The organism is Aquabacterium sp. (genome assembly GCF_044226965.1).
Classification (GTDB): Bacteria; Pseudomonadota; Gammaproteobacteria; order Burkholderiales; family Burkholderiaceae_C; genus Pseudaquabacterium.
Window position 1 is genome coordinate 1 of record NZ_JBGAGA010000068.1, and the last position, 25367, is coordinate 25367.

Below are 25367 nucleotides of genomic sequence, written 5' to 3' on the forward strand. Positions count from 1 at the left end.
CACCGACCGGCGCGTGGTGATGCGGGTGGGCATCGTGCTCAGCCTGAGCTTCAACCTGCCCTATCGCCAGATTGCAGCGGCCGCCGTGCGCCAGTCGGACGACGGCAGCGGCGACATCGTGCTCAGCCTGGCCCCTGGCAATCGCATCGCCTGGCTGCACCTGTGGCCGCACGCGCGGCCGTGGCAGCTGCGCCAGCCGCAGCCCATGCTGCGCGGCCTGCCGCAGGTGGCGCCGGTGGCCCGCCTGTTGCGCGAAGCCTGGCTTGCCGGGGCAGCGCCCGCGGCGGTGGCGGCGCCGAACAAGGCTGGCGCCATCGTGCCGGCGGCCCCGGTGCCCGCGCGCCCGACCCTGCAGCCCGAAGCGCGGGCCGCCTGATGGGCCGCAGCCCGCCGACCGCCTTTACCATGGCTGCTGCCGCCACCCCCCGCCTGCCACTGCTGGCGCTGGGCCTGCTGCTGGCCGGCACCCTGGCGTTCGTGGCATTGGCCCGCTGGAGTGGCGCGGCCACGCTGTCTGGCGCGCCCGCCAGCGCCGCCGACGAGCGGCTGCTGCGCTTCGAAGACCGCAGCGACGGCGGCATCACGATCGCCGATGCGCGCAGCGGCCGGGCCATCGACAGCGTCGCGCCCGGCACCAACGGCTTCCTGCGCAGCGCCGTGCGCGGCCTGGTGCGCGAGCGCCGCCGCCAGGGCCTGGGCGCCGAGACGCCGTTCCGGCTGCTGCTGCGCACGGACGGCCGCTTGCTGCTCGAAGACCCGGCCACCGGCCGGCAGATCGACCTGCGGTCCTTCGGCCCGACCAACGCCGGCGTGTTCGCCCGCCTGCTGACCCGGCCCTCGACCTGACACCTCACCCGACGAGAGAGCGCCCATGGACATCACCCGCTCCCCTGGCATCACGCCGCAGATCGGCAGCGCCGAAGACGCCACCCGCGAAGCCCGTGCCAGCACCGTGCTGAGCCCGCGCTTCTACACCACCGACTACGCCGCGATGAACCGCCTGGACATGGCGCCGCTGCGCGCGCAGTTCGACGCCATGCTCGAGGAATACGAGGGCGACAACAACCACGACCACTTCCAGCGCGGCGCCGACTTCGCCGCCGAGGTGGCCCAGCTGGCGCCCACCTGGCCGCCGGCCTTGCGCGACGAGTTCCTGGCCTTCCTGGTCAGTTCGCTGACCTCGGAGTTCTCGGGCTGCGTGCTCTACAACGAGATCCAGAAGCACGTCGACAACCCCGATGTGAAGCGGCTGATGCGCTACATGGCGCGCGACGAGTCCCGCCATGCCGGCTTCCTGAACCAGTCGCTGAAGGATTTCGGCCTGGGCGTCGACCTCGGGCAGCTCAAGCGCACCAAGGCCTATACCTTCTTCAAGCCGAAGTTCATCTTCTACGCGACCTACCTGTCCGAGAAGATCGGCTATGCCCGCTACATCACCATCTTCCGCCAGCTCGAACGCCGGCCGGACCTGCGCTTCCATCCGATCTTTCGCTGGTTCGAGCGCTGGTGCAACGACGAATTCCGGCACGGCGAGTCGTTCGCGCTGATCCTGCGCGCCCAGCCGGGCCTGCTGCGCGGCCTGAACCGGCTGTGGATCCGCTTCTTCCTGGTGGCGGTGTACGCCACGATGTACGTGCGCGACCACCAGCGGCCCGAGCTGAATGCGGCGATGGGCTTCGACGCCACCGAGTACGACTACACCGTGTTCCGCATCACCAGCGAAATCTCGCGCCAGGTGTTCCCGTTCACGCTGGACATCGAGCACCCGGCCTTCCGGCGCGGGCTCGACCGGCTGTGGCAGGTGGCCGAGGGCATGGCGGCGGCGAAGGCGCGCGGCGGCCTGCTCGGGCGCGTGCGCCAGGCCGGACTGGCGCTGGTGGGCGTGGCCACCTTCGCGCGCCTGTACCTGCTGCCGACGCGGCCCAGCGTGCTACCGGCCGAAGTACGCGTGGCGCCGGCGTGGTGAGACCATCGACATGTGGGCCCAGGCCGCGCCGGTGCTCTACACGCTGTTCGCGTGGTGGTTCAGCACCGGCGTCATCCTCTACCTGATCGGCCTGCCGCGCCGCACCCACAAGTGGACGATGGCGGCCAGCACGCTGCTGCTGGGCGCCGCGCTGTTCACCGTCGCGCGCACGGCGGGCGACAGCAGCCATGCCGCGGCCTATGCCGGCTTCACCGCTGCGCTGGGCGTGTGGGCCTGGCAGGAGATCGCCTTCCTGCTCGGCTATGTCACCGGGCCGCGGCGACAGCCCTGCCCGGACCAGGCACGCGGCTGGGCCCGCGTGCGCCTGGCGCTGCAGGCGGTGCTGCACCATGAGCTCGCGCTGCTGCTGCTGGGGGCGCTGCTGCTGGCGCTGAGCTGGGGCCAGCCCAACCAGTGCGCCTGGATCACCTTCGTGATCCTGTGGGTCATGCGACTGAGCGCCAAGCTCAACGTCTTCCTGGGCGTGCGCAACTTGAACGAGCAGTTCCTGCCGGCCCACCTGGCCTACCTGCCCAGCTACTTCCGGCAGCGGCGCATGAACGGGCTGTTCCCGCTGTCGGTGCTGGCCGCCAGCGTGGTGGCGGTGCTGATGTGGCAGGCCGCCCTGGGCCCTGGCCAGGCGGCCGGCGAGCAGGCGGCGGCGCTGCTGGCGGCCACGCTGCTGAGCCTGGGCCTGCTCGAACATTGGTTCATGGTGCTGCCCTTGCCGAGCCAGGCGCTGTGGCAGTGGGGGCTGCGGTCACGGCCGTGACGAACTTCCCCGGGCAGGACCTCGCCCGGGCATGGCGGCACGGTCAGTCGGCTGGCGCGATCAGCCGGGCCTTGCCGCCCGCCACCAAGCCGTCGACGAAGGCGCCACCGGGATAGTTGGCCGCATCGCGGCTGCCGCTGGCCATGTCCCGGGCCCAGGGCAGCGCCAGGCGGCGCAAGGTGTCGGTGTTCTCGGCGCGCGGCAGGCCGCAGGTCGCCGCGGCGGCGAGGTCGCTGTCGCGGCCCTCGGCATCGACATGGCTCGAGCGGTCGGTCAGCTGCAGGCCGACCTAGCCGTCACGGCCAGCGGCCAGGGCCTCGGCCTGCACGCGGTTCAGCGCCGGGTAGGCGTTGTTGCGCGCATTGCAGGCGCTGGGGTTCGCGCTGATCGCCAGCACCGGGCGCTGTCCGGCGGCCGACACGGTGGCCAGGTTGCCTGAGAAGCTGGCGTTGGCGGCGACCGGGTCGAACAGCAGGGCGCCGGCCAGCCGGTCGGGCGCCAGCGCGGCGAGTTGCCAGCCCAGGCGCGAGGCGAAGTGGCCGCCCGCCGAATGGCCGCCGGCGACGATGCGCGCCGGCAGCGGCAGGGGGCCCGGGGCTTCGATGCCGCTGAGCAGCGTGACGGCCAGTGCCTCAGCCAGTGCCGGGTTGCCGCCGGCCATGCTGGCGTTGACGCACAGGCCCATCAGGCCGGCTTCGGCCAGGCGCAGCCCGGTTTCGCGCAGGTTGCTGCAATGGCGGGCGAAACCGTGCTGAACGGTGACCAGCGCCAACGCCGGGCCCGCGGGCAGGAACCACTCGACGGCATAGTCCTTGCCGCCGATCGTCAGCGTGGCTTCGACGACGCTGGCGCCGGCGGGTGCATCGGCCCCCGCCGCGGGCTGCGCCAGCGCACAGCCGGCGAGGCCGCTCAACACGAGCGTTAGCGCCAGCGTGGCCAACCCGCAGCCAGGGCGTTTCGCCATCGGGCGCGCTTCAGGACTTCTGCGGCGCCGGCTCTGCCGCAGACGCCGGCATCGCGGCGGGTGCGGCCGCTGCCGGCTGGCCGACGAGCTCGGGGTGCCCGGCCAGCATCGACTGCCCGTTCAGCGGCTTGTACGCGCCCTGGTGGCAGGTGCCGCAGTGCAGCTTGGGCGCATCCCCGGTCGGCCCCAGGCGGTTCTTCGGGAACACGCTGGCCAGCGGGCTCAGGTAGGTCTGGTTCAGGTCACGGGCCATGCGGATGCCATGCCAGGCGGTGACGCGCTGCGGCGTGCTCTGTGCCCAGTCGGCGAACTGGCGGCTGTTGTGGCAGTAGGTGCAGTTCACGCCCAGCGCCTGCGACATGTGCATCATCAGGCCGTAGGTGCCCTCGGCCTGCTTGGTGGACTGGCGATTGCTGACCGGCAGCGCGGTAGGTCCTTCGATGCGGATGGGCAGCGGCCCCTCGGCGAGGTACAGCGAGAACGGGTCCAGCGGCAGTGACGTCAGGCCCACCGTGGTGGCCGGTGCGTTCTGCCCGGCGCGGTCGCCGAGGAAGGGGCGGTTCGGGGCGGTCGCCTTGAACCAGGTCTGGCTCGGCACGGGCTGGCCGCGGTGGCAGGTGTAGCAGGTGACGCCGGTGCCGGCCACGTGCGCCTTCCAGTCGGCGTTGACGTGGCGCGTCATCTCCAGCATGCGGCGCGCAACGACCTTGGTGTACTTCGAGTCGTCCGCCAGGTTCTCGGTGCTGTGGCAATAGGTGCAGCCCTGCTGCGGCGCCACCCAGGCGGTGATGGACAGCATGGTGCGGGTGAACTCGGCCACGCTCTGGTCGCCCAGCACCTTGACGTTCTGGAAGACCTGGCTGGCCTTCGGGCCCTCGGTGGTGGCCGCGGGCGGCTGGTCGGGCGGCACTTCGTTGCCGGGCGCCTGCGCGGCCAGCGTGCGCGGGTTGTAGACCTGCACCATGCCCGTGCCGCGGTAGCCATGCTGCACCGTGTTGATCGGCGGGCGTTCGCAGCCGGCCAGCAGGGCCGCGCCGCCCAGCAGCGCGGCCAGACCGATGAGGCGTGTGTTCATGGCTTGGCTCCTTGCAGCAGGGCGGGGTCGGCCACCGGACCGAAGACACCGGGGTAGGCGGGTGCCACGTGGTGCTTCACCGCCCACAGGTACCAGTTGTCGACCACCGTGCCGGTGAGCAGGATGCCGATGCCGCCGACCAGCGGACACAGCACCGCGAACCACCAGGCCCAGCGGTGGATCGATTCCATCGTCGCGTTGAAGCCCATGGTCCAGCGCCAGAACAGCGCGGCGCGTTCGCTGGCGGTGCCGCGGTCGACGATCTGCTCGATCTCGCGCTCGCCACCGAAGCGGCTGACCGCCAGGATGGTGGCCCCGTGCATCGCGAACAGCAGCGTCGCGCCGTAGAGGAACGCGATCGACAGCATGTGGAACGGGTTGTAGAACAGGTTGCCATAACGCAAGGAGAACGCGGCCGTCCAGTCCAGGTGCGGGAAGATGCCGAAGGGCACCGCCTCGCCCCAGCTGCCCATCAGCAGCGGGCGGAAGAAGCCCAGCACCAGGTACAGCCAGATCGCCGCGGCGAAGGACCAGGCCACGTGCGTGCCCATGCCCAGCAGGCGCGCCCGCCGGTACATGCGCACCCACCACAGCAGCACCGACATCGTCAGCAGCAGGCCGGCCAGCAACCACCAGCCGCCCTGGTTCAGCGGCGGCAGCCGCAGGCCATACGCGGGCGGTGGCGGCTCCAGCGCCAGCCAGGGCAGCTGCCGCACGAACTGGATCGGGTCCCAGCCGACCGAGGCCCACATGTTCAGGCCGATGATCTCGAAGGCCGCGAAGCCGCACACCAGCGAGGCCACGCCCAGCCAGCCCAGGTAGATGGGCCCGAGCTGCGCATCGCCGATGCGGCCCAGCCAGTGCCAGTGCGTGGTGCCACGGGTGCGCTGGTGGTCGTCGCGTCCCAGCGAGACGCCGGGGTAGCTGGGTGCCGCCACCTGCACGCTGGTGAACAGATTCTGGTATTCGGCCATGGGGTTCTCCTCGAGCCGTTTCGTCAGTCGTCGCGCGGGGCGCGCCTCAATGCCAGATCGGCAGGTTCAGCCACCAGCCCCACCATTCGGGCCATCCGCGGGTCCAGAACGGGCCGCTGATCACGATGCAGACGGCGCTCCAGAAGGCCGCCGACAGCGCCAGGAACAGGCCCAGGCGGTGGATGCCCAGCGTGCCGATCGAGTAGCCGATCGCGTCGCGGAAGAAGGTGTTCTCGTGCTCGGCCGTCTTCACCGTCTCGCCCGGGGCGGGGTTGGTGGCCGAGAGGATCAGCGAGCCGTGCAGCGCGAGCGCGAAGGTCGTCGCGAAGAAGAAGCTCACCCCCAGCATGTGCGCCGGGTTGTAGTGGAAGTGCAGGTACTGGTAGCCGGTGTTCGACACCCAGTCCAGGTGGCTGATGATGCCGTAGGGGAAGCCATGCCCCCAGGCGCCCAGCAGCAGCGGACGGATGACCACCAGCGTGACGTAGGCCAGGATCGCGAAGCCGAACGCGAAGGGCACGTGGTAGCCGATGCCCAGCTTGCGGCAGATCTCGACCTCGCGCAGGGCCCAGGACACGAAGGCACCTATCGCGCAAATGGTGATGAGCTGCCACAGCCCACCTTCCATCAAGGGCGCCATGCCCAGGCCGTATTTCAGGTCCGGCGGGGCGATGCTGATCTGCCAGAGGTTCCAGGTATGACCCTGCGAGGCGCCCCACACAATCAGCAACGTGCCCATCAGCGCGAAGAAGGCCGTGGTGACGCCGAAGAAGCCGACGTAGAACGGACCCACCCAGAAATCGAACAGGTCACCGCCCAGCAGCGTGCCGCCGCGGACCCTGTACTTTCGCTCGAAGCTCAGCATCGACATGGTCGCTTCCTCTCGCGTGAAATTCGGCAGCGACGTCCGGCGCGCCGCCCACAGGGGGTCGGCGGCCGGTCATCGCCTGGGGCGCTATTGCTTGGGCGCCGGTGTGGCCGCTGGCATCGACGACATCTGCGCGGCTTGCGCCTTGCTGCCGCCATCGAGCCAGTTGAAGCGTTGGGTGCTGAGCAGGATGAAGTGAATCATCAGCGCGAGCACGAAGAGGAACACGAACAAGGCGACCAGCGCACGGCGCGGATCGAATAGCAACCAGATCTTCCACATGTCAGGAACTCCTGCGTTCAGACCAGCGCGAGGAAGGTGTACACCGACGCCTTCACTCCACCGATCAAGGATTGCTCGCCTTCAGCGCCGGGCAGCCACGAACGCCAGTGCAGGGTGAGCACCTGGGCGATCAGGACGATCGGCAGCAGAAGGAGGAACGCCGCCACCAGCGTGACGGAGAACGACCAGCGGTCGTCCGCCGTCGCCGCCGTGGTGGTGCGGCGAGCGAATGTCATAGCCACGGCCGCCACTGCCACACCAGGATGTGGGCGACGATCGCCACGATGGTGAAGCCCACGAAGCTCTTCATGAAGATGCCGTGGAACTCCTGTGCTTCCTGTTCCGTGAGGCCGGATAGCGAGCCTCTCCTGTCATCAGCCATTACAAACTCTCCTCGAGAAATGGCCTCGCGGCCGGCACCGCGCTGAACCCGCGCGGCAGGGTGTTCATGCGAGACCCTGCTCCAGCAGCGCAGCGGGCACGTGGTCCAGCCCCGTGTCGCGCGCACGCTGTTCGGCACGGTCGCGCAACTGCTTGGCCGCCGAGATGCGCACCAGCACCGGCTGCGCCTGCACCAGGCGTTCGAGCAATGCGCGGGCTTCGTCGTCCCAGGGCAGCTCGCGGTGCAGGCGGGCCGGCGTGGCCTCGACCCGGTCGAGCTCGGTGCCCAGCGGCAGGATGTGGAACAGCGCGTCGAACAGCGCGTTGCACACCTCCTGCAGCACGTAGGTGGCGCCGGCATAACCCATGAAAGGCGTGCCGGTGGCGCGGCGGATGATCGCGCCGGGGAACGAGGCCGGAATGAAGCTCGGCCGCAGCGGCCCACGCGCGCCGGCCTCGGCCAGGTAGATGCGTTCGTTGACGCTGCCGAAGACCACCAGCGGCGCCTTGTCCTTCAGCAGCGCGCGCACCGCGGCGTTGTCGGTCTTGGCGCCGGCCACGCGCGGCACGGCGAAGGCGCAGGGCAGGCCCAGCTCGTCTTCCAGGAAGTGGCGCAGGCCGCGGCTGTAGGTCTCGCCGGCCACCACCGCGAAGCTGGCGGTGGCGAAGAAGTCCTGCGTCACCGAGCGCCACAGGTCCCACACCGCCTTCACGGTGGTGTGCTTCTCCTGCTCGATGAAGGGCTCGGGGTCCAGCCCCGTCAGTTCGCCCAGGCTGCGCAGGAAAGCCGTGGTGCTGTGCAGGCCGATCGGGGCCTGCAGGTAGGGGCGCTCCAGCGTCTCGCACAGCAGGCGGCCGTATTCGCGGTACAGGCAGATGTTGACGTCGGCATCGACCAGGCGCGCCACGTCGGCCAGGTGGCTGCCGAGCGGGAACACCATGTTGATCTCGCAGCCGATGCCTTGCACCAGGCGGCGGATCTCGGCCAGGTCGCTCGGGCCGTTGAACATGCCGTAGGCCGGCCCGATGATGTTCACGCGCGGCTTCGCGCCGGCCGGCCGCTCGCGCGGCGGCACCTTGCGCAGGCCGTACTGCTGCCACAGCCACAGGCAGGCGCGGTTGGCGCACTGCCACTGGTCTTCGTCGATGGTGCGCGGCAGGAATCGCTGCAGCGCGGTGCCCTCGGGCGTGACGCCGCCGCCGATCATCTCGGCGATCGAGCCGGTCACCACCACCGAAGGCAGGTCGGGGTCCAGCACGCCATGGGCGCGCTTCATCGCGCCTTCGGTGCCTTCGCGCCCGAGCTGTTCCTCGGCCAGGCCGGTGACGACGATCGGCAGCTCGTGCGGTGGCAGCGCGTCGGTGTAGTGCAGCACGCTGGTCACCGGCAGGTTCTCGCAGCCCACCGGGCCATCGATCACGACCTGCAGGCCCTTGATCGCGCTGAACACGTACACGGCACCCCAGTAGCCGCCGGCACGATCGTGGTCGAGCACCAACATCTAGATCATCTCCTCGGCCTTGCGCTTCTTCATCAGCTTGATGACCTGGCGTCGCGTCTCGGCCCGGAACTCGGGTCGCAACTGCGGAACGTCCTGCCACACGCCGGCGCGGTCGCCCTGGCCGGCCTCGCCGAAGAATTCGCTCATCTGGTCGAAGCGCGCCTGGTTGGCGATGGCCGCATTGACCACCTCCGCCAGCGAGCCGGCACCGGCCGGTCCCATCAAGGGGCGGGCCGAGATCAGGTTGGTGAAGTACAGCGCCGGCACGCGCGCCTGCTTGGCCGCCTGCACCACGGGCGTGGTGCCGATGGCCAGCTGCGGCTGGTACTCGCGCAGCGCCGCCAGGTCCTGCTCCAGCGAGGCCCGGAACTGCACCTGCACGCCATGGGCCACCAGCCATTGCTGGTCGGCCTCGTTCCAGGGCGTGCGCGGGCAGGCGGTGCCGCAGTAGCGCAGGTCGGCGCCGCTCTCGACCAGCAGGCGGGCCACCAGCAGCTCCGAGCCTTCGTAGCCCGAGAGCGTGATGCGGCCACGGATCGGCCGGGCCGCCAGCGCGCCGCGGATGGCCGGCAGCACACGCTGCTTGGCGGCATCGATCGACGACTGGCCCACGTTGCAGGCCTGGCCCACGGCCTGCAGCCAGGCTTCGGTGCCGTCGTGGCCGACCGGGGCCGAGCCGATCACCGGCCGGCCGGCAGCCTGGAACTCACGCACGCTGGCGGTGTAGAACGGGTGGATCGCGGCGACGGCGCTGCTGTCCAGCGCGGCATAGAGCTCGCGCCATTCGCGGGTCGGCACCACCGGGCCCGCTGCCAGGCCCATCGGCGCGAGCAGCATGCCGATCACCATCGGGTCGGCCGGGAACATCTCGCCCAGCAGCGCCACGGTGGGCAACTCGCTGCGGCCGGCGCGCGGCGCCATCACCGGGCCGCTCTCGGCCTCGCGGCGGGCGTACTGCAGCATGGCGCCGGCCAGCACGTCCTTGGCTTCCGCATGCGTGGGCACGCCGAAGCCGGGCACGTCGATGCCGATCACCCGCACGCCGTTGATCGCAGCGGGCAGCAGCCGCAGCGGCACGCCGCTGGCCGTGGGTACGCACAGGTTGATGACGACGATGGCGTCCAGCGCCGCCGGGTCGGCCTGCGCATGGACGGCCTCGCGGATGTCCTCGAACAGCTTGCCGGTGACCAGCGTTTCGCTGTTGAACGGCACGTAGCCCACGCTGCGACGCGCGCCGTAGAAATGCGAGGTGAAGCTGAGCCCGTACACGCAGCAGGCCGAGCCGCTCAGCAGCGTCAGCGTGCGCCGCATGCGCAGGCCCACCCGCAGCGAACCGAAGGCCGGGCACATGCTCTGCGGCTGGTCGTGCGGGCCCTTGGGGTAGTCGGCGGCGTAGCGTTGCAGCGTGGCCGTGGTGCCGGCGGCTTCCAATGCCGCGGCGTCGGGCATGTCGGCGGGGGCGTGGCAGGCGCTCATGGCGGGCTCAGGCGGCGTCGTAGACGACTTCGAGGGATGCCCTCGTGATGGCCTCGCGACCCACCATGTCCTGCAGCGTGGCCGGCTCCATCGTGAAATCGCGGCCGGTGACCTCGGCGCTGAACAGGCCCAGCAGCTGGTCCTGCGTCTGCGGGCGCGGGCGCACCGGCGGTGCCTCGGCCACGTTGGTCGCCAGTTCCTCGAACAGCGGTGCCCAGGGCGTGCCGGGGCGGCCGATGATCTCGTAGCTGGCGCTCTTGCGCCGGATGTCCTCGTGGGCCGGAATGGTGGCCAGCACCGGGATGCCCGCGGCCTGCGCGAAGGCCTTGGCCTCGCCGGTGCCGTCGTCGCGGTTGATCACCACGCCGGCCACGCCGACGTTGCCGCCCAGCTTGCGGAAGTACTCCACCGCCGAGCACACGTTGTTGGCCACGTACAGCGACTGCAGGTCGTTGCTGGCGACGACGATGACCTTCTGGCACATGTCGCGGGCGATCGGCAGGCCGAAGCCGCCGCAGACCACGTCGCCCAGGAAGTCGAGCAGCACGAAGTCGAAGCCCCAGTCGTGGAAGCCGAGCTTCTCGAGCGTCTCGAAGCCGTGGATGATCCCGCGGCCACCGCAGCCGCGGCCGACCTCGGGGCCGCCGAGCTCCATCGCATAGACGCCGTCGCGCTTGAAGCACACGTCGCCGATGGCCACCGCGTCGCCGGCCAGCTTCTTCTTGCTGCTGGTCTCGATGATGGTGGGGCAGGCCTTGCCGCCGAACAGCAGGCTGGTGGTGTCGCTCTTCGGGTCGCAGCCGATCAGCAGCACCTTCTTGCCCTGCTGGGCCATCATGTAGCTCAGGTTGGCCAGCGTGAAGCTCTTGCCGATGCCGCCCTTGCCGTAGATGGCGATGATCTGCGTGGTCTTGGCCGCCGGCGAGGTGGCCACCGGATCGGGCTCGATCGCGGCTTCGGCGCGCAAGGCGTCGCGCAGGGCCTGCGGCGGCGTGAAGCGCAGCGGCGAGAGGGCTTGGGAACTCATGCGCAGTGCCTCCAGTCGAGAACCATCTTCAGGCAGGCCGCGTCGCCGAAGGCGGTGCGGTAGGCTGCCTCCGCGTGGTCGGCGCGGTCGTGGTGGGTGATCAGGCCGTCGAGCGAGAACACGCCCGCGGCAGCCAGTTCGGTGACGGCCAGCAGGTCGTTGCGGTGCCACTCGGCAGCACAGCGGATCTGCACCTCGCGCATGAACGCGGGGGCGTAGGCAAAGCGCAGTGGCTCGCTGTAGAAGCCGGCCAGCACGATCTGTCCGCCCGGCGCCAGGCGCTGCACCAGCGTGTCCAGCAGCGCGGCGTCGCCGCTCACGTCGTAGATGGCGCGGTAGTCGCGGCGCGGGTCTTCGGCCGGGTCGACCACGCGGTAGCCCTGGGCGCCCTCGCGGCGTGTGGCGTCGGTTTCCCACACGGTGAAGTCGCTGCAGCCCGCGGCGACATTCAGCCGCGCCAGCAACCGGCCCATCACGCCGTGGCCGACGATCAGGTCGGGCGGCACGATCGGGTCCTGGCGACCGCCGCGGGCGACCGCGTGGTAGGCCGTGGCGGCCAGCGCCAGCAGCACCGCCTGCTCGCCCAGGCTGTCGGCAAGCGTCACGGCGCGCGCACCGGGCAGCACCACGCGCGAAGCCGCGCCGCCGAACAGGCCGCGCACTTCACCGTAGCAGCGTGCGCCCGGCACGAACACCCGCTCGCCCGCCACATGGCCCGAGCGGGGCCCGGCGTGCCGTACGCGGCCCACGCTTTCGTAGCCCGGCACCAGCGGGTAGCCCATGCCGGGGAAGGCCGGCATGCGGCCGGTCCACAGCAGGCGTTCGGTGCCGGTGCTGATGCCGCTCCATTCGACGTCGACGACGATGTCCTCGTCACCCGGGTCCTGCAGGGGCAGCGAGGTCAGCGCGAGGCTGCCGGGCTGCTGCATGACCACCGCCCAGCTGTTCACGCCTGTGCTCCGCCGGGGAGGGCTGTCGGGTGGGTCGGGTTGGCAGGTGGATGCATGGAGACCTCCGGGAATCTGAATGTCATCCTATGCTTACTTTGGTGCATGTCAATAGGCATTGACATTTCTTGTGTCAGGCTCGGGCGCGACGGGCCACCAGCAGCGCGGTCTGCAGCGGCAGCCGCGTCGGCCGGACCTGCACGTCGACGAATCCGGCCGCCTGCAGGCGGCCCGTCAGCTCGCGCGCGCTGCGCGGGCGACCGCTGCCCATCGCCATCAGGTAGATGCCGAAGTACGCGTCACCCATCGCCCGTGCGCCCGGGGTGTCGGCCATCGGCTCGGCCAGCAGCAGGGTGCCGCCGGGCGGCAGAGCCTGGTGCGCCGAGCGCAGCAGCTGCTGGACGGCGTCATCGTCATGGTCGTGCACCACGCGCAGCAGCGTGATCAGGTCGGCGCCGGTCGGCAGGGGCTGGCGCAGGAAGTCGCCACCGTGCACCTGCGCGCGTCCGGCCAGACCCTGCGCCAGCAACTGGCGCCAGGCCCGGTCGGCCACGGCCGGCAGGTCGAACAGCATCAGCTGCAGCTGCGGTGCGGCGCGCGCGGCGGCGGCGAGGAACAAGCCTTCGCCGCCCCCGACATCCATCAGGCAGCGGTGCTGCGCCACCGGGTAGGCCTGCAACACCTCCTGGGCCACCAGGGGCTGCGAGGCGCTCATCAGGGCCGAGTAGTCGGCCACCGCAGCACCCGGCAGGTGCCGGGGATCGTCGCTGCCGGCGTAGGGCCAGAAGTCGGCCAGCCGGCCTTCGCGGCCGGCCAGCAGGGCGACCGGGTCCGCCAGGTCGGCGTACAGCGCCCGGTGGTGGCCGACCATCGCGACCAGCGCCGGGTTGTCGACCAGCGCACTGCCCAGCGGGCCCAGGCCGTAGCGCGGGGTGGGCCCGGGGCCCGGGCGCCAGCGCCAGGCGCTGCGGCGTTCCAGCAGGCGCAACGCCACGGCGGCCTCGAGCAGGCGCTGCAACCGCTCGACGGGCAGGCCGCAGGCTTCGGCCAGCGCGGCGGCGGTCTGCGGCTGCGCCGCCAGGCGCTCGAACAGGCGCAGCTGCACGCAGGCGGCGAGCACCTGCGAGTAGACGAAACCGGCGATCAGGTCGAACAGCGCCCGTGCGCGGCGGCGGGCCACCCAGCGGCCCGGGGCATGGGCGAGGGCACGTTCGCGGAAGCCGGCATCGGTCAGGTGCCGGTCGCGCCAGGCCTGCCAGCGCGTCCGGAGGTCGGCGGCGGCGCTGGCCACGTCGGTCCTTGGTGGGCTTCGGGTCGGCGGCGCGGGCTGCTTCGGCGGAAAGTCCAGGCTCGGCGACCTCAGGCGGCCGAGGCGGTCAATTCGTCGGCGAGCGAGCGGGGCACGAGCCGCTCGCCCTCGCGCTGCACCAGCGCGCGCAGCGCGGCCTCGCCGACGCAGGTGGGCACGGCCTGCATCGCCTTGGCCACCAGCAGGTCGAAGCGCAGCACGGCGCCACGCAGGCCTTGCTCGCGCGTGATGCTGGGGCGGCCCAGCGCCAGGTCGCGGCCCACCGGCTTGCCCAGGTCCGCCGCACTGGAGGTGGCATCGTGAATGTCGTCGGCCACCTGGTAGGCCTCGCCCAGCCATTCGCCCAGCGCACGCCAGCGCCGCGCGTCGGCGCCCGCGGCCAGGGCCCCGGCGATGGTGGCGGCGGCGAACAGCGCACCGGTCTTGGCGCGCTGGTAGTCGCGCAGCACCACCTGGGGCTCGCACTCCCAGGCCTGGCCCGCCGCAATGCCGAAGGGCAGCCCGACACCGGCGGTCACCGCGGCCAGCAGCCGGGGCAGGCGCTGCGGATGCGCGGTGCCGCCGGTGGCCAGGGCCTGGAAGGCCTGCACGATCAGCACGTCGCCGGCCAGCACGGCCAGTCGCTCGCCGAAGGCCCGGTGCACCGAGGGCTTGCCGCGGCGGGTGGCGGCGTCGTCGAAGCAGGGCAGGTCGTCATGCACCAGCGAGGCACAGTGCAGCAGCTCGATGGCGGTGGCCGCGGCCTCGGCCAGCGCGGGGTCGTCATCGCCGCAGGCGCCGGCCACGGCCAGGCACAGTTGCGGCCGGATGCGGGCACCGCCCGGGAACACCGCGTGCCGCACGGCCGCGGCCAAGCGCGGCGGGTGGCCGGGCGCTTCGCCGGCCTGGAGGGCGGACTGCAGGGCGTTTTCGATGCGGGCGGACGGCGGCATGGGATCTCCTGCAGGTGTCGATGTAATGTCTACGTGACATAACATGATGTCGTTTAGTATGTACACATGTGGATGTCGCGTCAATGAAGCGATCCCGGGTGATCGTGATCGGCGCCGGCGCCGGCGGGCTGGCGGCCGCGGTGCGGCTCTCCGCGCAGGGGCTGGACGTGCTGGTGCTGGAGCGCGCGGCCGAGCCCGGCGGCAAGTTGCGCGCCCTGGCGGTGGCCGGGCGCCCGGTCGATGCCGGTCCGACGGTCTGCACGATGCGCTGGGTGCTGGACGAGCTGTTCGATGCCGCCGGCCAGCGGGCCGGCGATGTGCTGACCCTGACGCCGGCGCGCGTGCTCGCGCGCCATGCCTGGGGCCCCGGCGAATGCTTGGACCTGCATGCGGACCAGCGCGACACCGTCGACGCGATCAGCCGCTTCGCCGGGCCGCGCGAGGCCGCGGCCTACCAAGCCTTCTGCGCACAGGCAGCCGCGATCTACCGCGCGCTGGAAGTGCCGTTCCTGCGCGGCCAGCGGCCCAGCCTGCCGGGGCTGCTGTGGCGCGCCGGCCTGAGCGGCCTGCCCGGACTGGCGCGCATTTCGCCGTTCCAGACGCTTTGGCGTGGGCTCGTGCGGCACTTCCAGGATCCGCGCCTGCGCCAGCTGTTCGGCCGCTATGCCACCTACTGCGGCTCTTCGCCCTACCTGGCGCCGGCCACGCTGATGCTGGTCGCCCATGTCGAACGCGAGGGTGTCTGGCGCATCGAAGGCGGCATGCACCGGCTTGCCGCCGCGCTGGCCGAGCTGGCACGGCGCTGCGGCGCGCGCCTGCGCTGCGCGGCCGACGTGGCCCGCATCAGCACCGCGCAAGGGCGTGTCGACGGCGTGGTGCTGCGCAGCGGGGAACACCTGGCGGCCGATGCGGTCGTGTTCAACGGCGACGTGGCGGCGCTGTCGGGCGGCCTGCTGGGCGCCCCGGCGCAGCGCGGCCTGGCAGGCGACGCGCGGCGCTGGCAGCAGCCGCAACAGCGCACGCAGTCGGCGTTGACCTGGTGCGCAGTGGCGCGCTGCAGCGGCTTCGCGCTGCAGCACCACAACGTGTTCTTCTCGCCGGACTACGCCGCCGAGTTCGACGACGTGATGCGCGACGGCCGCCTGCCGGCCGATCCCACCGTGTACGTCTGCGCCCAGGACCGCGATGCCGCCGAGGGCGCGGCACCGGACGGCCCCGAGCGGCTGCTCTGCCTGGTCAACGCACCGGCCCGGGACGACCTGCGGCCGCTCACTTTGCAGGAGATCGATGCATGCGAACAGCGGGCCTTCCAGCGCCTGGCCGAATGCGGTCTGCAGTGGCAGACGGTGGCGCCGATGCGGCGCACGACGCCGAGCGACTTCGCGGCGATGTTCCCGGCCAGTGCGGGCGCGCTGTACGGCCCGGCGAGCCACGGCTGGCGGGCGAGCTTCCGCCGCCAGGGGTCGCGGCATCGGCTGCCGGGGCTGTACCTGGCGGGCGGCAGCACGCACCCGGGGCCGGGCGTGCCGATGGCCCTGCTGTCGGGCCAGCGGGCCGCCGAGCGCTTGCTGGCGGACCTGGCTTCGACGCACAGTTGGCACCCGATGCCTATGCCTGGTGGTACCTCGATGCGTTGAGCGACGACGGCCGCCATGCCCTGACGGTCATCGCCTTCATCGGCAGCGTGTTCTCGCCGTACTACGCCGCGGCGCGCCGACGCGGCCCGACCGATCCCCGGCAGCATGTGGCCATCAACGTCGCCCTGTATGGCGACGGGGTGCGGCGCTGGACGATGACCGAACGCGGCGCGCGCCAGCTGCAGTGCGGACCCGAGCATCTGTCGATCGGACCGAGCGCGCTGCAATGGCGCGATGGCGCCCTCGAGCTCACGCTGGACGAGGTCGCCGCGCCCTGGCCCCAGCGCGTGCGGGGCCAGTTGCGCCTGGTGCCACGTTGCCGCAACGATGAAGTGCTGCAGCTCGACGCGGCGGGCGCGCACCGCTGGCAGCCGATCGCGCCCCGCGCGCGGGTGACGCTGGCGCTGCAGGAGCCCGCACTGCGCTGGTCCGGCGAAGGCTACCTCGATGCCAACTGGGGCGACGCGCCGCTGGAACAGGCCTTCGACCATTGGCATTGGTCGCGCACGCCGCTGGGGCAGGGGGCCTGCCTGGCCCGCTACGAGCTGCAGGCGCGCGACGGCAGCCAGCGGCGGCTGGCGCTGCACTTCGGCCGCGACGGGGCCCTCAGCCCGGTGGAGGCGGCCGATCCGCCGGCGCTGCTGAGCCTGCCGCGCAGCCGCTGGGGCCTGGATCGCCAGACCCGGGGCCCGGCGCGACTGCTGTCGACGCTGGAAGATGGTCCGTTCTATGCCCGCTCCCTGCTGGCGACGCAGTGGCAGGGCCAGGCACGGCAGACGATGCACGAGAGCCTGTCGCTGCTGCGCTTTCGGCAGCGCTGGGTGCAGGCGCTGCTGCCATTCCGGATGCCGCGGCGGGCGCCGGGCTGACGGCGGCGTCGCGCGCGGCCGTGCGGCGCCGGTCGCGCTGCAGGCTGCGCCAGTCCCACCAGGCCCACCCGATCACCGCGCCGAACACCAGCACCAGCTCGATCAGGCCCAGCAGGTGGCCACTCATGGGAACAAGGGGGCCGGCCCGCTGCGGCGGCGCTCAGTGCGATCCGAGGAACAGGCGCGACAGCGTGCTGGCCAGCGATGGCTCGGCGCCGCCCTGGTGCAGTGCCGCCAGCGGGCCGTGCAGCAGCTTGCCGGTCAGGCCGCGCGCCAGGCTGTCGAGCACGGCGTCCGGGGCTTCGCCGCGCGCCAGCCGCCGCCGCGCGCGCTGCAGTTCGTGCTGGCGCCAGCCATCGGCCTGGCGCTGCAGGGACTGGATCAGGGGCACCGCGTCGCGCTGGTGCAGCCAGTGGTCGAAGCCGCGCACGCCCGCGTCCACCAGCGCCTCGGCCTGCGCCACCGAGGCCTGCCGCCTGGCGCTGGCGCCCTGCACCCGCTGGGTCAGGTCGTCCAGGCTGTAGAGGTAGGCATTCTCCAGCTGGCCCACGGCGGGTTCGATGTCGCTGGGCACCGCCAGGTCCAGCAGCAGCATCGGCCGCTGCATCCGCTGCTTCAAGGCGCGCGTCACCAGGCCCAGCCCGATCAGCGGTAGCGGACTGGCGGTGCAGGACACGACCACGTCGAATTCATGCAGCCTGGCAGGGACCTCGGCCAGCGCGATGGCCTCGGCCTGCAGGCGGGCAGCCAGCGCCTGGCCACGCTCCAGGGTGCGGTTGGCCAGCACCAGCGCCTGCGGCTGCCGGGCCTGGAAATGCACGGCCACCCGCTCGATCATCTCGCCGGCCCCCAGGCACAGCACCCGGGTGTCGCGCAGGTCCTCGAACAGCTGCTGCGCGACGCGCACCGCGGCGGCGCCCAGGCTGACGGCGTGCGAGCCGATCTCGGTGTGGGTTCGCACCTGCTTGGCCACGGCCAGGCTGCGCTGGAACAGCTGGTGCAGGGTGCTGCCCAGGCTGCCGGCGTGGGCGGCGGTGCGCATCGCCTGCTTGAGCTGGCCCAGGATCTGCGGCTCGCCGAGGATCTGCGAGTCCAGCCCGGCGGCCACGCGGAAGGCATGGCGTGCCGCGGCCGCGTCTTTCAGGAGATAGGTATGCGCGGCCAGCGCCGGCGCCTGCGCACCGCCCTGGCGGGCCAGCCAGTCCAGCGCCATGTCGTCCACCGGCGTGCCGGGCGCGGCGGCGAGGTACAGCTCGGTGCGGTTGCAGGTCGAGAGGATGGCCGCCTCGGGCCGCGCCGAGGCCAGATGGTCGCGCAGGCCGCTCAGGCAGGCGGGCAGGTGGGTGGCGGGCATCGCGAACCGGCCACGCAGGGCCAGCGGCGCGGTGGTGTGGTTCAGGCCGAGGGCGATCAGCGTCATGGCGGCAGCTCCATCGGGGGTTGCAGGCGCTCGCGCTGCGCCAGCCGCAGGAACAGGTCGATCACGCCGGCCGGCCCGGACATCGGCGCATCACCCGGCGACATCGCGGCACCGGCCGTGCGGCGCGCGGCCTGCACCAGCGGCAGGTTGGCGTCCAGCGGCGGGGCATGGCGCCCGTCTGCGCCCGGCCACGGCGTCGCCGCCGCTCGCGCCAGCAGCCAGGCCTTGCGGTGGCCCGGCACCACCGCACGCACGGATTGCACGGGTTGCAGGCCTTGGGCGGGCGGTCGGGCGGCGCGTTGGCGGCGCCGCACCTCGTGGCCGATCTCGGCGTACAGCAGGCGTGCGGCATTGATGCCGGGCCGGCAATCCAGCGGCAGCAGGCCAATGCCGGCGGCAGCGCGGGTGTACAGGTGGTCCGCCTCCTGCAGCAGGCGGTGGACGCAGCCGGCGGTATCGGCTTCGCGCAGCCACTCGGCGGGCAGGTAGAGGCGGCCGCGCGCGGCGTCCTCGTCGACATCGCGGGCGATGTTGGTCAGCTGCATCGCGATGCCGAGGTCGCAGGCCCGGGCCAGGGCCGCTTCGGAGCGTACGCCCATCAGCACCGCCATCATCGCGCCGACGCTGCCTGCCACCCGGGCGGCGTAGTCGAGCAGGTCGGACCAGCGCTCATAACGTCGATCATCAGCGTCCCAGGCCAGGCCCTCGAGCAGGGCTTCGGGCAGGTGGCGCGGCATCTGGTGGCGGGCCAGCACCGCAGCCAGCGCCCGGTCGACCGCGCTGTCCTCGGGCTGCCCGCGGTAGGCCGCGTCCAGGCGCCGCCGCAGCTGGCCCACCGCATCCTGCCGGCCGCCGTGCACGTCCACCGTGTCGTCGGCGACCCGGCAGAAACCGTACAGCACCGAGGCCGGCTCGCGCACCCGTCGCGGCAGCAGCCACGATGCGGCATGGAAGCTGCGCGCGTGGCGGCGCAGCAGCGCCCGGCAGGCGGCCAGGTCCGAGGGCGCGATCTCAGGCCAGGACCGTGCTGTCGGCATGGTGGCTTTGCAGGCTGCGGCCGTGCGGGACCAGCTCATCGAGGATGCGCGCCGAGCTCAGCACCCCGGGCAGGCCGGCGCCCGGGTGCGTGCCGGCTCCGACGAAGTACAGCCGCGCCAGCTCCTCGCTGCGGTTGTGCGGGCGGAACCAGGCGCTCTGCGTGAGCTCGGGCGCCATGCCGAAGGCCGCGCCCTGCCACGAGGACAGGCTGTCGTGGAAGTCCTGCGGCGTCAGCAGCTGCGACACGGTGATCTGGTCGGCCAGGCCCGGCAGCACCGTGTCGGCCAGCCGCCGCTCGACGCGCTGCCGATAGGCCTCGGCCTGCTGCCGCCAGTCGATGCCGCTGGCCAGGTGTGGCACCGGGGCCAGCACGTAGAAGGTGTCGCAGCCGTCGGGGGCCATCGACGGGTCGGTCGCGGTCGGGCGGTGCAGGTACAGGCTGCAGTCGTCGGACAGCCGGTGGTGCCGGAAGATGTCGTCGAGCAGGCCGCGGTAGCGCGGGCCCAGCACGATGGTGTGGTGGGCCACGTCGGGGTAGCGCCGGCGCGTGCCGAAGTACCACACGAACAGGCTCATCGAGTAGTTCGCGCGGGCCAGCCGGGCATCGGTCCAGCGCTTGCGCGTCACGTCCGGCAGCAGGCGCGCGTAGGTCCAGGCGGGATCGGCATTGCTCACCACCACGTCGGCGGCCAGTTCCTCGCCGCTGGCCAGGCGCACGCCGCAGGCCGCACCGTCGCGCACCAGGATCTGCTGCACCGGCTGCCGGCAGCGCAGTCGGCCGCCCTGGCCCTCGATCAGCCGCACCAGGCCCTGAACCAGGCGGCCGGTGCCGCCCATCGCGAAATGCACGCCCCAGCGCCGCTCGAGGAAGGCGATCAGGCAGTACACCGCCGTGGTGGCAAACGGGTTGCCGCCCACCAGCAGCGACTGGAAGGTGAGCACCATGCGCAGCCGCTCGTCGCGCACATGGTGCGCGGCCAGCCCGTACACGCTGCGCCAGCCCTGCAGCCGCAGCAGGTCGGGCAGCACGCGGGCCATGTCGGTCCAGCGGTCGAAGGGCACATGGGCCAGTTGCTCGAAGCCGACGCGGTAGATGGCCTCGCTGGCGGCCAGGAAGCGCTCGTAGCCGGCCAGGTCGGCCGGGGCCAGGCGTTGCACTTCGGCGCGCATCGCGTCGGCGTTGCCGGAGTAGTCGAAGCTGTGACCATCGTCGAAGCGGATGCGGTAGAACGGCGACACCGGCCTCAGGTCCACGTCGTCGGCCAGGCGCTTGCCGCACAGCGCCCACAGCTGCTCGAACAGGAACGGGGCGGTGATGACTGTCGGGCCGGCATCGAACACATGGCCGCCAAGGTGATGGACACGCGCCCGGCCGCCGGGCGCGTCCAGCTGCTCCAGGACCGTGACGCGATAGCCGCGCGCCCCCAGGCGCACGGCAGCCGCCAACCCGCCAAAGCCGCTGCCGATCACCACCGCATGAGGTCGCGTCCGACGCGGTGCGGGGCCCCCGGCCTGCGGCCAGGCGCCCGGGTTCGCGCTCTGAATTGCTGTCACCATTGATAGATAGTATTGGTGTAAATTCAAATTGACAACTAGACTGCTGGAAATCCCGGAGCCTGGCCGTGCACCGCGCTGGCCTCGGGAAGGCGCCCGACCGCATGCCGCAGCGGCACGGGTTTGCTTGCGCCGGCTCCGCGCGACCCGCCCAGGGCAGTCGACGTGGTAAGTTCCCAGGTGCACGCGTTGCGTGACGTTGGAGAACCCGCGTGGCCACCGGTCCTGCAGACCCCGCCGCCTTGAATGTGTTGTCCGGGCTTGCCCCGGAGCTGGCCACGGCCTTCGTGACCCTGGCCAGCGATGTGGCCTTGGTGATCGATGCGGATGGCGTCATCCGCAACGTGGCCGTGGGCGACGGTGGCCCGGTGCTGTCGGCCAGCGGCTGGGTCGGCCGGCCCTGGGTCGAGACGGTGACGGGCGACACCCGGCGCAAGGTCGAAATGCTGCTGCAGGAAGTCGGCTCGGCGGGCGTGACGCGTCGGCGCGAGGTCAACCACCCGTCCACCGGCGGTGCCGACATCCCGATGTCCTACGCCGCGTTGCGCCTGGGCGTGGGCGGACCGGTGATCGCCGTCGGCCGGGACCTCAGCGCGGCGGCCTCGTTGCAGCAGCGCTTCATCGATGCCCAGCAGGAAATGGAGCGCGACTACTGGAAGCTGCGCCAGGCCCAGTCGCGCCAGCGCCTGCTGGCGCAGGTGGCCAGCGACGCGGTGATGGTGGTCGACGCGCTGAGCCTGGCCGTCGTGCAGGCCAATCCGGCGGCCCGGGACCTCTTCGGGCTGCCCACCGGCAGCCTGCCGGCCCCCATCGAGGAACTGCTGATGATGGCGCGCAGCACCGGCCGGGCGGCCGAAGTGCGCACTCGGGTGGATCCGGCCTCGGCGCGCCAGATCGACCTCTCGGCCACGCCTTTCCGTACGCCGGCCGCCGAAGCGCGGTCCGGCGACGCCGCGATGCGACTGCTGGTGCGCGCCCGGGCCGCCGGTGCAGACGGCACGACGGCGGATGGCGAATCGGTGGTGGTGACCGACTCCAACGGCCGGGTGCTGATGGCGAACGGGCATTTCAGCAGCCTGTGCCGCGGCGGGCGCGACGACGGCCAGGTGCAGGGGCAGGCCGTGGTGGAGTTGCTCGGCGATCCGCAACGCCACCTGGCAGCACTGCTGGCGGAAGTGCGCCGCAGCGGCCTGGTGCCGCAGCGCACGGTGTGGCTGGGTGGTGGCCAGGGGCCGTTGTTCGAGGCTGAAGTCGCCGCCTCGCTGATGGCCGATGGCGACCAGGAGTGCATCGGCCTGACCCTGCGCCGGCTGCGCGAGGGCCCTGCCACCGAGGCCCTGCCGGCGGCATTGCAGCGGCTCGTCGAGCGCGTGGGCCATCTGCCGCTGGCCGACCTGGTGCGGCAGGCGGCCGACCTGACCGAGCGCCATGCCATCGAGGCGGCGCTGCGCAAGGCTGCCGACGACCTGGGCGGCGCCGCGGCCTTGCTCGGCCTGGATGAAGTCGACCTTGCACAGCGCCTGCATCGGCTGGGCTTGGCGACCCATGGCTGATCGCAGCAGTTCGGGCGCCGCGCACAGCCCGCCGTTCGGCGAGGCCGACCTCACCAACTGCGAGCGCGAACTCATCCACCTGGCGGGCTCGATCCAGCCGCACGGCCTGCTGCTGGTCCTGGACCCGGCCAGCCTGACCATCCAGCAACTGAGCGCCAACGCCGGCACCTGGATCGGCCTGCCGCAGGACAGCCTGCACGGCCGCGCCCTCGCGGACTGCGGCGGCAACGCCGCGGAGCGCGTGCGCCAGCTGATGCGCGAGCACGACCTGGCCGAGCCCGTGCCGTTGCGCTGCACGCTGGGCCCGCTGCCGGCGCCGCGTACTTTCGAAGGCAGCGCCCATCGCAGCGGCCAGGGCAGCCTGATCGTCGAGCTCGAGCCCGTGGGCTCGCCACGGGAGACGGGCTTGCCCACGGCGGAGATCGAGCAGTCGATCCTGCTGCGCCATGTGGGCGAGGCGGTGCAGCGCTTCAGCGCCGCGGCCAGCCTGAGCACGCTGGCCGACGCGGTGGCGCAATGCCTGCACGACCTGACCGGCTACGACCGGGTGATGGTCTACAAGTTCGACCCCGACGGCCACGGCAAGATCATTGCCGAGGCGCGCGATCCGCGCCTGGCGTCGCTGCTCGGCCATCACTACCCGGCCTCGGACATCCCGCAGCGGGCCCGCGAGTTGTACCTGCGCAACCGGGTGCGCGTGCTGGTGGATGTCCACTACGAGCCGGTGCCGCTGCAGCCCCGGCTGGTACCGGCCAGCGGCCAGGAACTGGACATGTCGCTGTGCCAGCTGCGCAGCATGTCGCCGCTGCATTTGCAGTACCTCAAGAACATGGGGGTCACCGCGACGCTGGTGGTCTCGCTGGTGCGGGAAGGGCGGCTGTGGGGCCTGATCGCCGCACACCACTACTCCCCCCGGCACCTGCGCTTGGCCGTGCGCGCCGCCTGTGACCTGCTGGCCGAGGTGATCGCCACCCGCATCTCGGCCATCGAGAACTACGCCCATGCGCAGGTGGCCATCCTGGTGCGCCGGCTGGAGCAGCGCCTGGTCGAGGCCACCTCCATCGAGGGCGACTGGCGCCTGGCGCTGTTCCGCAACCCGCGCACGCTGCTGCAGCCGCTGGAAGCCACCGGTGCCGCGCTGTTCCATGACGGCGAAGTGCTGACCGCCGGCGAAGTGCCCTCGACACCCGAGCTGCGGGCGCTGATGCAGTGGATCGACGCGCAGCCCTTCGATCCGCCGTTCGCGTGCTCCTCGGTCGGGCAGGCCAATCCGGCGCTGGAGTCCCTGACCCCCACGGCCAGCGGTGTGCTGGCCGTCAAGCTGTCGACCAGCCGGCCGGACTACCTGATGTGGTTCCGCAAAGAGCAACTGCTCACGGTGACCTGGGCCGGCGATCCGCACAAGCCGACGCTGGGCGACAACCCGCTGGAGCTGTCGCCACGGCGCTCGTTCGCGGCCTGGTCCGAGATCGTGCGCGGCACGGCGCTGCCCTGGTCGGGCAGCGAGCTGGCGCTGGGCCGTGCCATCGGCGCCGCGCTGGTGGACATCATCGTGCAGGTGCATGCGGTGCGCCTGCTGGTGGCCGAGCACCAGCTGGTGCAGATCCGTGCCACGGTGCAGAACTCGCGCGAGCCGGTGGCCATTGCCGACGCGCAGGGGAGCATGCTGTTCAGCAACCAGGCCTTCGTGGCGCTCGCGTCGCCGCAGGCGCCTGTTCCCCGGACGCTGGATGCGCTGTGCGAGCGCTTCGCCCCGCCGGCGTCGCTGGCCGATGGCCTGCGGTCCCTGCGGCACACGCGGCAGCCGTGGCGCGGCGAGCTCGCGCTGCTGCGACCGGAGGGCGAGCCGGTGCCGGTGGCGCTGCGGGCTGAAATCGTCCCGGGACGCGATGGCACGCTGCTGGGCTTCATCGTGACGCTCACGGACCTGAGCGAGAGCCGGCGTGCCGCGGCCGCCCGCCGGCAGCTGGAGGAATCGCTGCAGCCCGCGGCGCGTGACGCCGACGAAGTGGTGCGCGCGATCGTCACCAACGCCAGCCTCGCGGCGATGGACATCGCCGATGGCTCGGTAGGACCTTCGGTGGCCCCGCTGCTCAATGAAGTCGAGCTGTCGACGCAGCGCGCGGCCGCGCTCTACGCCCGCATCCGCGGCTTTGGCGAAGGTTGATCAGTGCGGCAGTTCGCGGAACAGCCGAACATGCTGTTCGAAGGCCCAGCGCGACTCCGCCACCACGGCCTGCGCCCGCTCGGGCGGGAGGACCAGCGCGTCCAGGCCGGCACGGAAGCGGCCGATCAGCATCGCCACCTGGTCGGGCGGTCCGAAATCGTAGAAGTCCAGTCCGTCACCATCGGTCGTGCCCAGCAGGCGCGCAGTGCAGCGGCGCAGGATCTGCCCGCCGTGCAGGTCGCCGAGATAACGCACATAAGCATGGGCCAGCAGCAGCTCGGGCCGTGCCGCGGCACGGGTGGGGCTGGCCGGTGCCAGCGTGTGCAGGCGCTCGACATAGGCCTCGGCCGCCGGCACCAGCACGGCAGCGTCGGCACCGCGCAGGCAGGCCAGGTCGCGGGCCAGGGCCGGGCCGCGCTGCAGCGTGTGCCAGGGCAGGGCAGGCAGAGGCGGCACCTGTGCCAGCCCGGCCTCCAGCGCGCGGTAGATGGCCAGCAGGTTGTGCAACAGGCCGACATAGGCCGCCCGCGAAAGACGGCCCTGCAACAGCGCGGCCATCAGCCCGCTGCGCTCGGCTTCGAGGTGGAGATCCTGGGTGCCCGTTCGCAACCGGGCCGCCAGACCCGGGGCGGCGCTGTCGATCTTCGAACTCCC

At 72.0% G+C, this 25367-nt stretch carries 25 protein-coding genes and 1 pseudogene; 8 read left to right on the forward strand and 18 right to left on the reverse strand.

Going from position 1 to position 25367, the window contains the following annotated elements; all coding sequences use genetic code 11:
• From ACILR4_RS23040 to puhE, 4 genes and pseudogenes are all read left to right on the forward strand, one after another.
• A pseudogene (locus ACILR4_RS23040) lies at positions 1-376 on the forward strand (hypothetical protein); the annotation flags it as partial.
• Positions 377-405: 29 nt separating this feature from the next.
• A complete protein-coding gene (gene puhC, locus ACILR4_RS23045) occupies positions 406-846 on the forward strand; it encodes a photosynthetic complex assembly protein PuhC (protein WP_395703228.1) in 441 nt (146 codons plus the stop codon).
• A 25-nt stretch (positions 847-871) separates the two neighbouring features.
• Positions 872-1966 carry a magnesium-protoporphyrin IX monomethyl ester (oxidative) cyclase gene (acsF, locus tag ACILR4_RS23050; protein ID WP_395703229.1) on the forward strand — a complete coding sequence of 365 codons (1095 nt, stop codon included), beginning with the start codon at positions 872-874 and terminating at the stop codon, positions 1964-1966.
• A 10-nt stretch (positions 1967-1976) separates the two neighbouring features.
• The gene (gene puhE / locus ACILR4_RS23055; RefSeq protein WP_395703230.1) at positions 1977-2738 is read left to right on the forward strand and encodes a putative photosynthetic complex assembly protein PuhE; all 762 of its coding nucleotides are present in this window, start codon (positions 1977-1979) and stop codon (positions 2736-2738) included.
• 43 nt (positions 2739-2781) lie between these two features.
• On the opposite strand, the gene ACILR4_RS23060 is transcribed toward puhE, so the two are convergent.
• The 14 genes from ACILR4_RS23060 to ACILR4_RS23125 all read right to left on the reverse strand — a co-directional run bounded on the left by ACILR4_RS23060 (position 2782) and on the right by ACILR4_RS23125 (position 14475).
• Positions 2782-2916, reverse strand: a complete 135-nt coding sequence (locus ACILR4_RS23060; RefSeq protein WP_395703231.1) for a hypothetical protein — start codon at positions 2914-2916, stop codon at positions 2782-2784.
• 111 nt (positions 2917-3027) lie between these two features.
• The gene (locus tag ACILR4_RS23065) at positions 3028-3702 is read right to left on the reverse strand and encodes an alpha/beta hydrolase (RefSeq protein WP_395703232.1); all 675 of its coding nucleotides are present in this window, start codon (positions 3700-3702) and stop codon (positions 3028-3030) included.
• A gap of 10 nt (positions 3703-3712) precedes the next feature.
• Positions 3713-4777, reverse strand: coding sequence for a photosynthetic reaction center cytochrome PufC (pufC, locus tag ACILR4_RS23070; protein WP_395703233.1), 1065 nt, complete (start codon positions 4775-4777; stop codon positions 3713-3715).
• Positions 4774-5751 carry a photosynthetic reaction center subunit M gene (pufM, locus tag ACILR4_RS23075; protein WP_395703234.1) on the reverse strand — a complete coding sequence of 326 codons (978 nt, stop codon included), beginning with the start codon at positions 5749-5751 and terminating at the stop codon, positions 4774-4776. Before pufM ends, pufC begins: the two co-directional genes overlap by 4 nt.
• 46 nt (positions 5752-5797) lie before the next feature.
• Positions 5798-6622 carry a photosynthetic reaction center subunit L gene (pufL, locus tag ACILR4_RS23080; RefSeq protein WP_395703235.1) on the reverse strand — a complete coding sequence of 275 codons (825 nt, stop codon included), beginning with the start codon at positions 6620-6622 and terminating at the stop codon, positions 5798-5800.
• 84 nt (positions 6623-6706) lie between these two features.
• Positions 6707-6901 (reverse strand): light-harvesting antenna LH1, alpha subunit, encoded by a 195-nt coding sequence (pufA, locus tag ACILR4_RS23085; RefSeq protein WP_395703236.1) that lies wholly within the window; start codon positions 6899-6901, stop codon positions 6707-6709.
• A 17-nt stretch (positions 6902-6918) separates the two neighbouring features.
• Entirely contained in the window at positions 6919-7137 is a 219-nt protein-coding gene (locus tag ACILR4_RS23090) for a hypothetical protein (protein ID WP_395703237.1), read from the reverse strand.
• The gene (pufB, locus tag ACILR4_RS23095; protein ID WP_395703238.1) at positions 7134-7283 is read right to left on the reverse strand and encodes a light-harvesting antenna LH1, beta subunit; all 150 of its coding nucleotides are present in this window, start codon (positions 7281-7283) and stop codon (positions 7134-7136) included. Before pufB ends, ACILR4_RS23090 begins: the two co-directional genes overlap by 4 nt.
• A 64-nt stretch (positions 7284-7347) precedes the next feature.
• Positions 7348-8784, reverse strand: a complete 1437-nt coding sequence (gene bchZ / locus ACILR4_RS23100; protein WP_395703239.1) for a chlorophyllide a reductase subunit Z — start codon at positions 8782-8784, stop codon at positions 7348-7350.
• Positions 8785-10260 (reverse strand): chlorophyllide a reductase subunit Y, encoded by a 1476-nt coding sequence (bchY, locus tag ACILR4_RS23105; RefSeq protein WP_395703240.1) that lies wholly within the window; start codon positions 10258-10260, stop codon positions 8785-8787.
• A 7-nt stretch (positions 10261-10267) separates the two neighbouring features.
• Complete coding sequence (locus ACILR4_RS23110; RefSeq protein WP_395703241.1) at positions 10268-11287, reverse strand: chlorophyllide a reductase iron protein subunit X; 1020 nt, start codon at positions 11285-11287, stop codon at positions 10268-10270.
• A complete protein-coding gene (gene bchC / locus ACILR4_RS23115; protein WP_395703242.1) occupies positions 11284-12237 on the reverse strand; it encodes a chlorophyll synthesis pathway protein BchC in 954 nt (317 codons plus the stop codon). The genes ACILR4_RS23110 and bchC overlap by 4 nt, the downstream gene beginning before the upstream one ends.
• A gap of 130 nt (positions 12238-12367) precedes the next feature.
• Positions 12368-13525, reverse strand: a complete 1158-nt coding sequence (locus ACILR4_RS23120) for a methyltransferase (protein WP_395703243.1) — start codon at positions 13523-13525, stop codon at positions 12368-12370.
• Between the two features lie 68 nt (positions 13526-13593).
• Entirely contained in the window at positions 13594-14475 is an 882-nt protein-coding gene (locus ACILR4_RS23125) for a polyprenyl synthetase family protein (RefSeq protein WP_395703244.1), read from the reverse strand.
• Positions 14476-14558: 83 nt separating this feature from the next.
• Between ACILR4_RS23125 and crtD the strand changes: the two genes are divergently transcribed.
• Both crtD and ACILR4_RS23135 read left to right on the forward strand, forming a co-directional pair.
• A complete protein-coding gene (gene crtD, locus ACILR4_RS23130) occupies positions 14559-16112 on the forward strand; it encodes a 1-hydroxycarotenoid 3,4-desaturase CrtD (RefSeq protein ID WP_395703245.1) in 1554 nt (517 codons plus the stop codon).
• Positions 16070-16981 carry a carotenoid 1,2-hydratase gene (locus tag ACILR4_RS23135; RefSeq protein ID WP_395703246.1) on the forward strand — a complete coding sequence of 304 codons (912 nt, stop codon included), beginning with the start codon at positions 16070-16072 and terminating at the stop codon, positions 16979-16981. The genes crtD and ACILR4_RS23135 overlap by 43 nt, the downstream gene beginning before the upstream one ends.
• 160 nt (positions 16982-17141) lie before the next feature.
• Here ACILR4_RS23135 and hemA read toward each other — a convergent pair whose 3' ends face one another.
• Genes hemA through ACILR4_RS23150 form a run of 3 tightly spaced genes read right to left on the reverse strand, consistent with a single transcriptional unit; the run spans position 17142 to position 20912 of the window.
• Positions 17142-18401, reverse strand: a complete 1260-nt coding sequence (hemA, locus tag ACILR4_RS23140) for a glutamyl-tRNA reductase (protein WP_395703247.1) — start codon at positions 18399-18401, stop codon at positions 17142-17144.
• Entirely contained in the window at positions 18398-19438 is a 1041-nt protein-coding gene (locus ACILR4_RS23145) for a phytoene/squalene synthase family protein (protein WP_395703248.1), read from the reverse strand. The genes hemA and ACILR4_RS23145 overlap by 4 nt, the downstream gene beginning before the upstream one ends.
• Positions 19413-20912, reverse strand: a complete 1500-nt coding sequence (locus ACILR4_RS23150) for a phytoene desaturase (RefSeq protein ID WP_395703249.1) — start codon at positions 20910-20912, stop codon at positions 19413-19415. The genes ACILR4_RS23145 and ACILR4_RS23150 overlap by 26 nt, the downstream gene beginning before the upstream one ends.
• A gap of 329 nt (positions 20913-21241) precedes the next feature.
• On the opposite strand from ACILR4_RS23150, the gene ACILR4_RS23155 reads away from it, so the two are divergent.
• Both ACILR4_RS23155 and ACILR4_RS23160 read left to right on the forward strand, forming a co-directional pair.
• Complete coding sequence (locus ACILR4_RS23155) at positions 21242-22546, forward strand: PAS domain-containing protein (RefSeq protein WP_395703259.1); 1305 nt, start codon at positions 21242-21244, stop codon at positions 22544-22546.
• Complete coding sequence (locus tag ACILR4_RS23160; protein ID WP_395703250.1) at positions 22539-24713, forward strand: GAF domain-containing protein; 2175 nt, start codon at positions 22539-22541, stop codon at positions 24711-24713. The genes ACILR4_RS23155 and ACILR4_RS23160 overlap by 8 nt, the downstream gene beginning before the upstream one ends.
• Here ACILR4_RS23160 and ACILR4_RS23165 read toward each other — a convergent pair whose 3' ends face one another.
• Positions 24714-25322 carry a biliverdin-producing heme oxygenase gene (locus ACILR4_RS23165; protein WP_395703251.1) on the reverse strand — a complete coding sequence of 203 codons (609 nt, stop codon included), beginning with the start codon at positions 25320-25322 and terminating at the stop codon, positions 24714-24716.
• Positions 25323-25367: the final 45 nt, after the last annotated feature.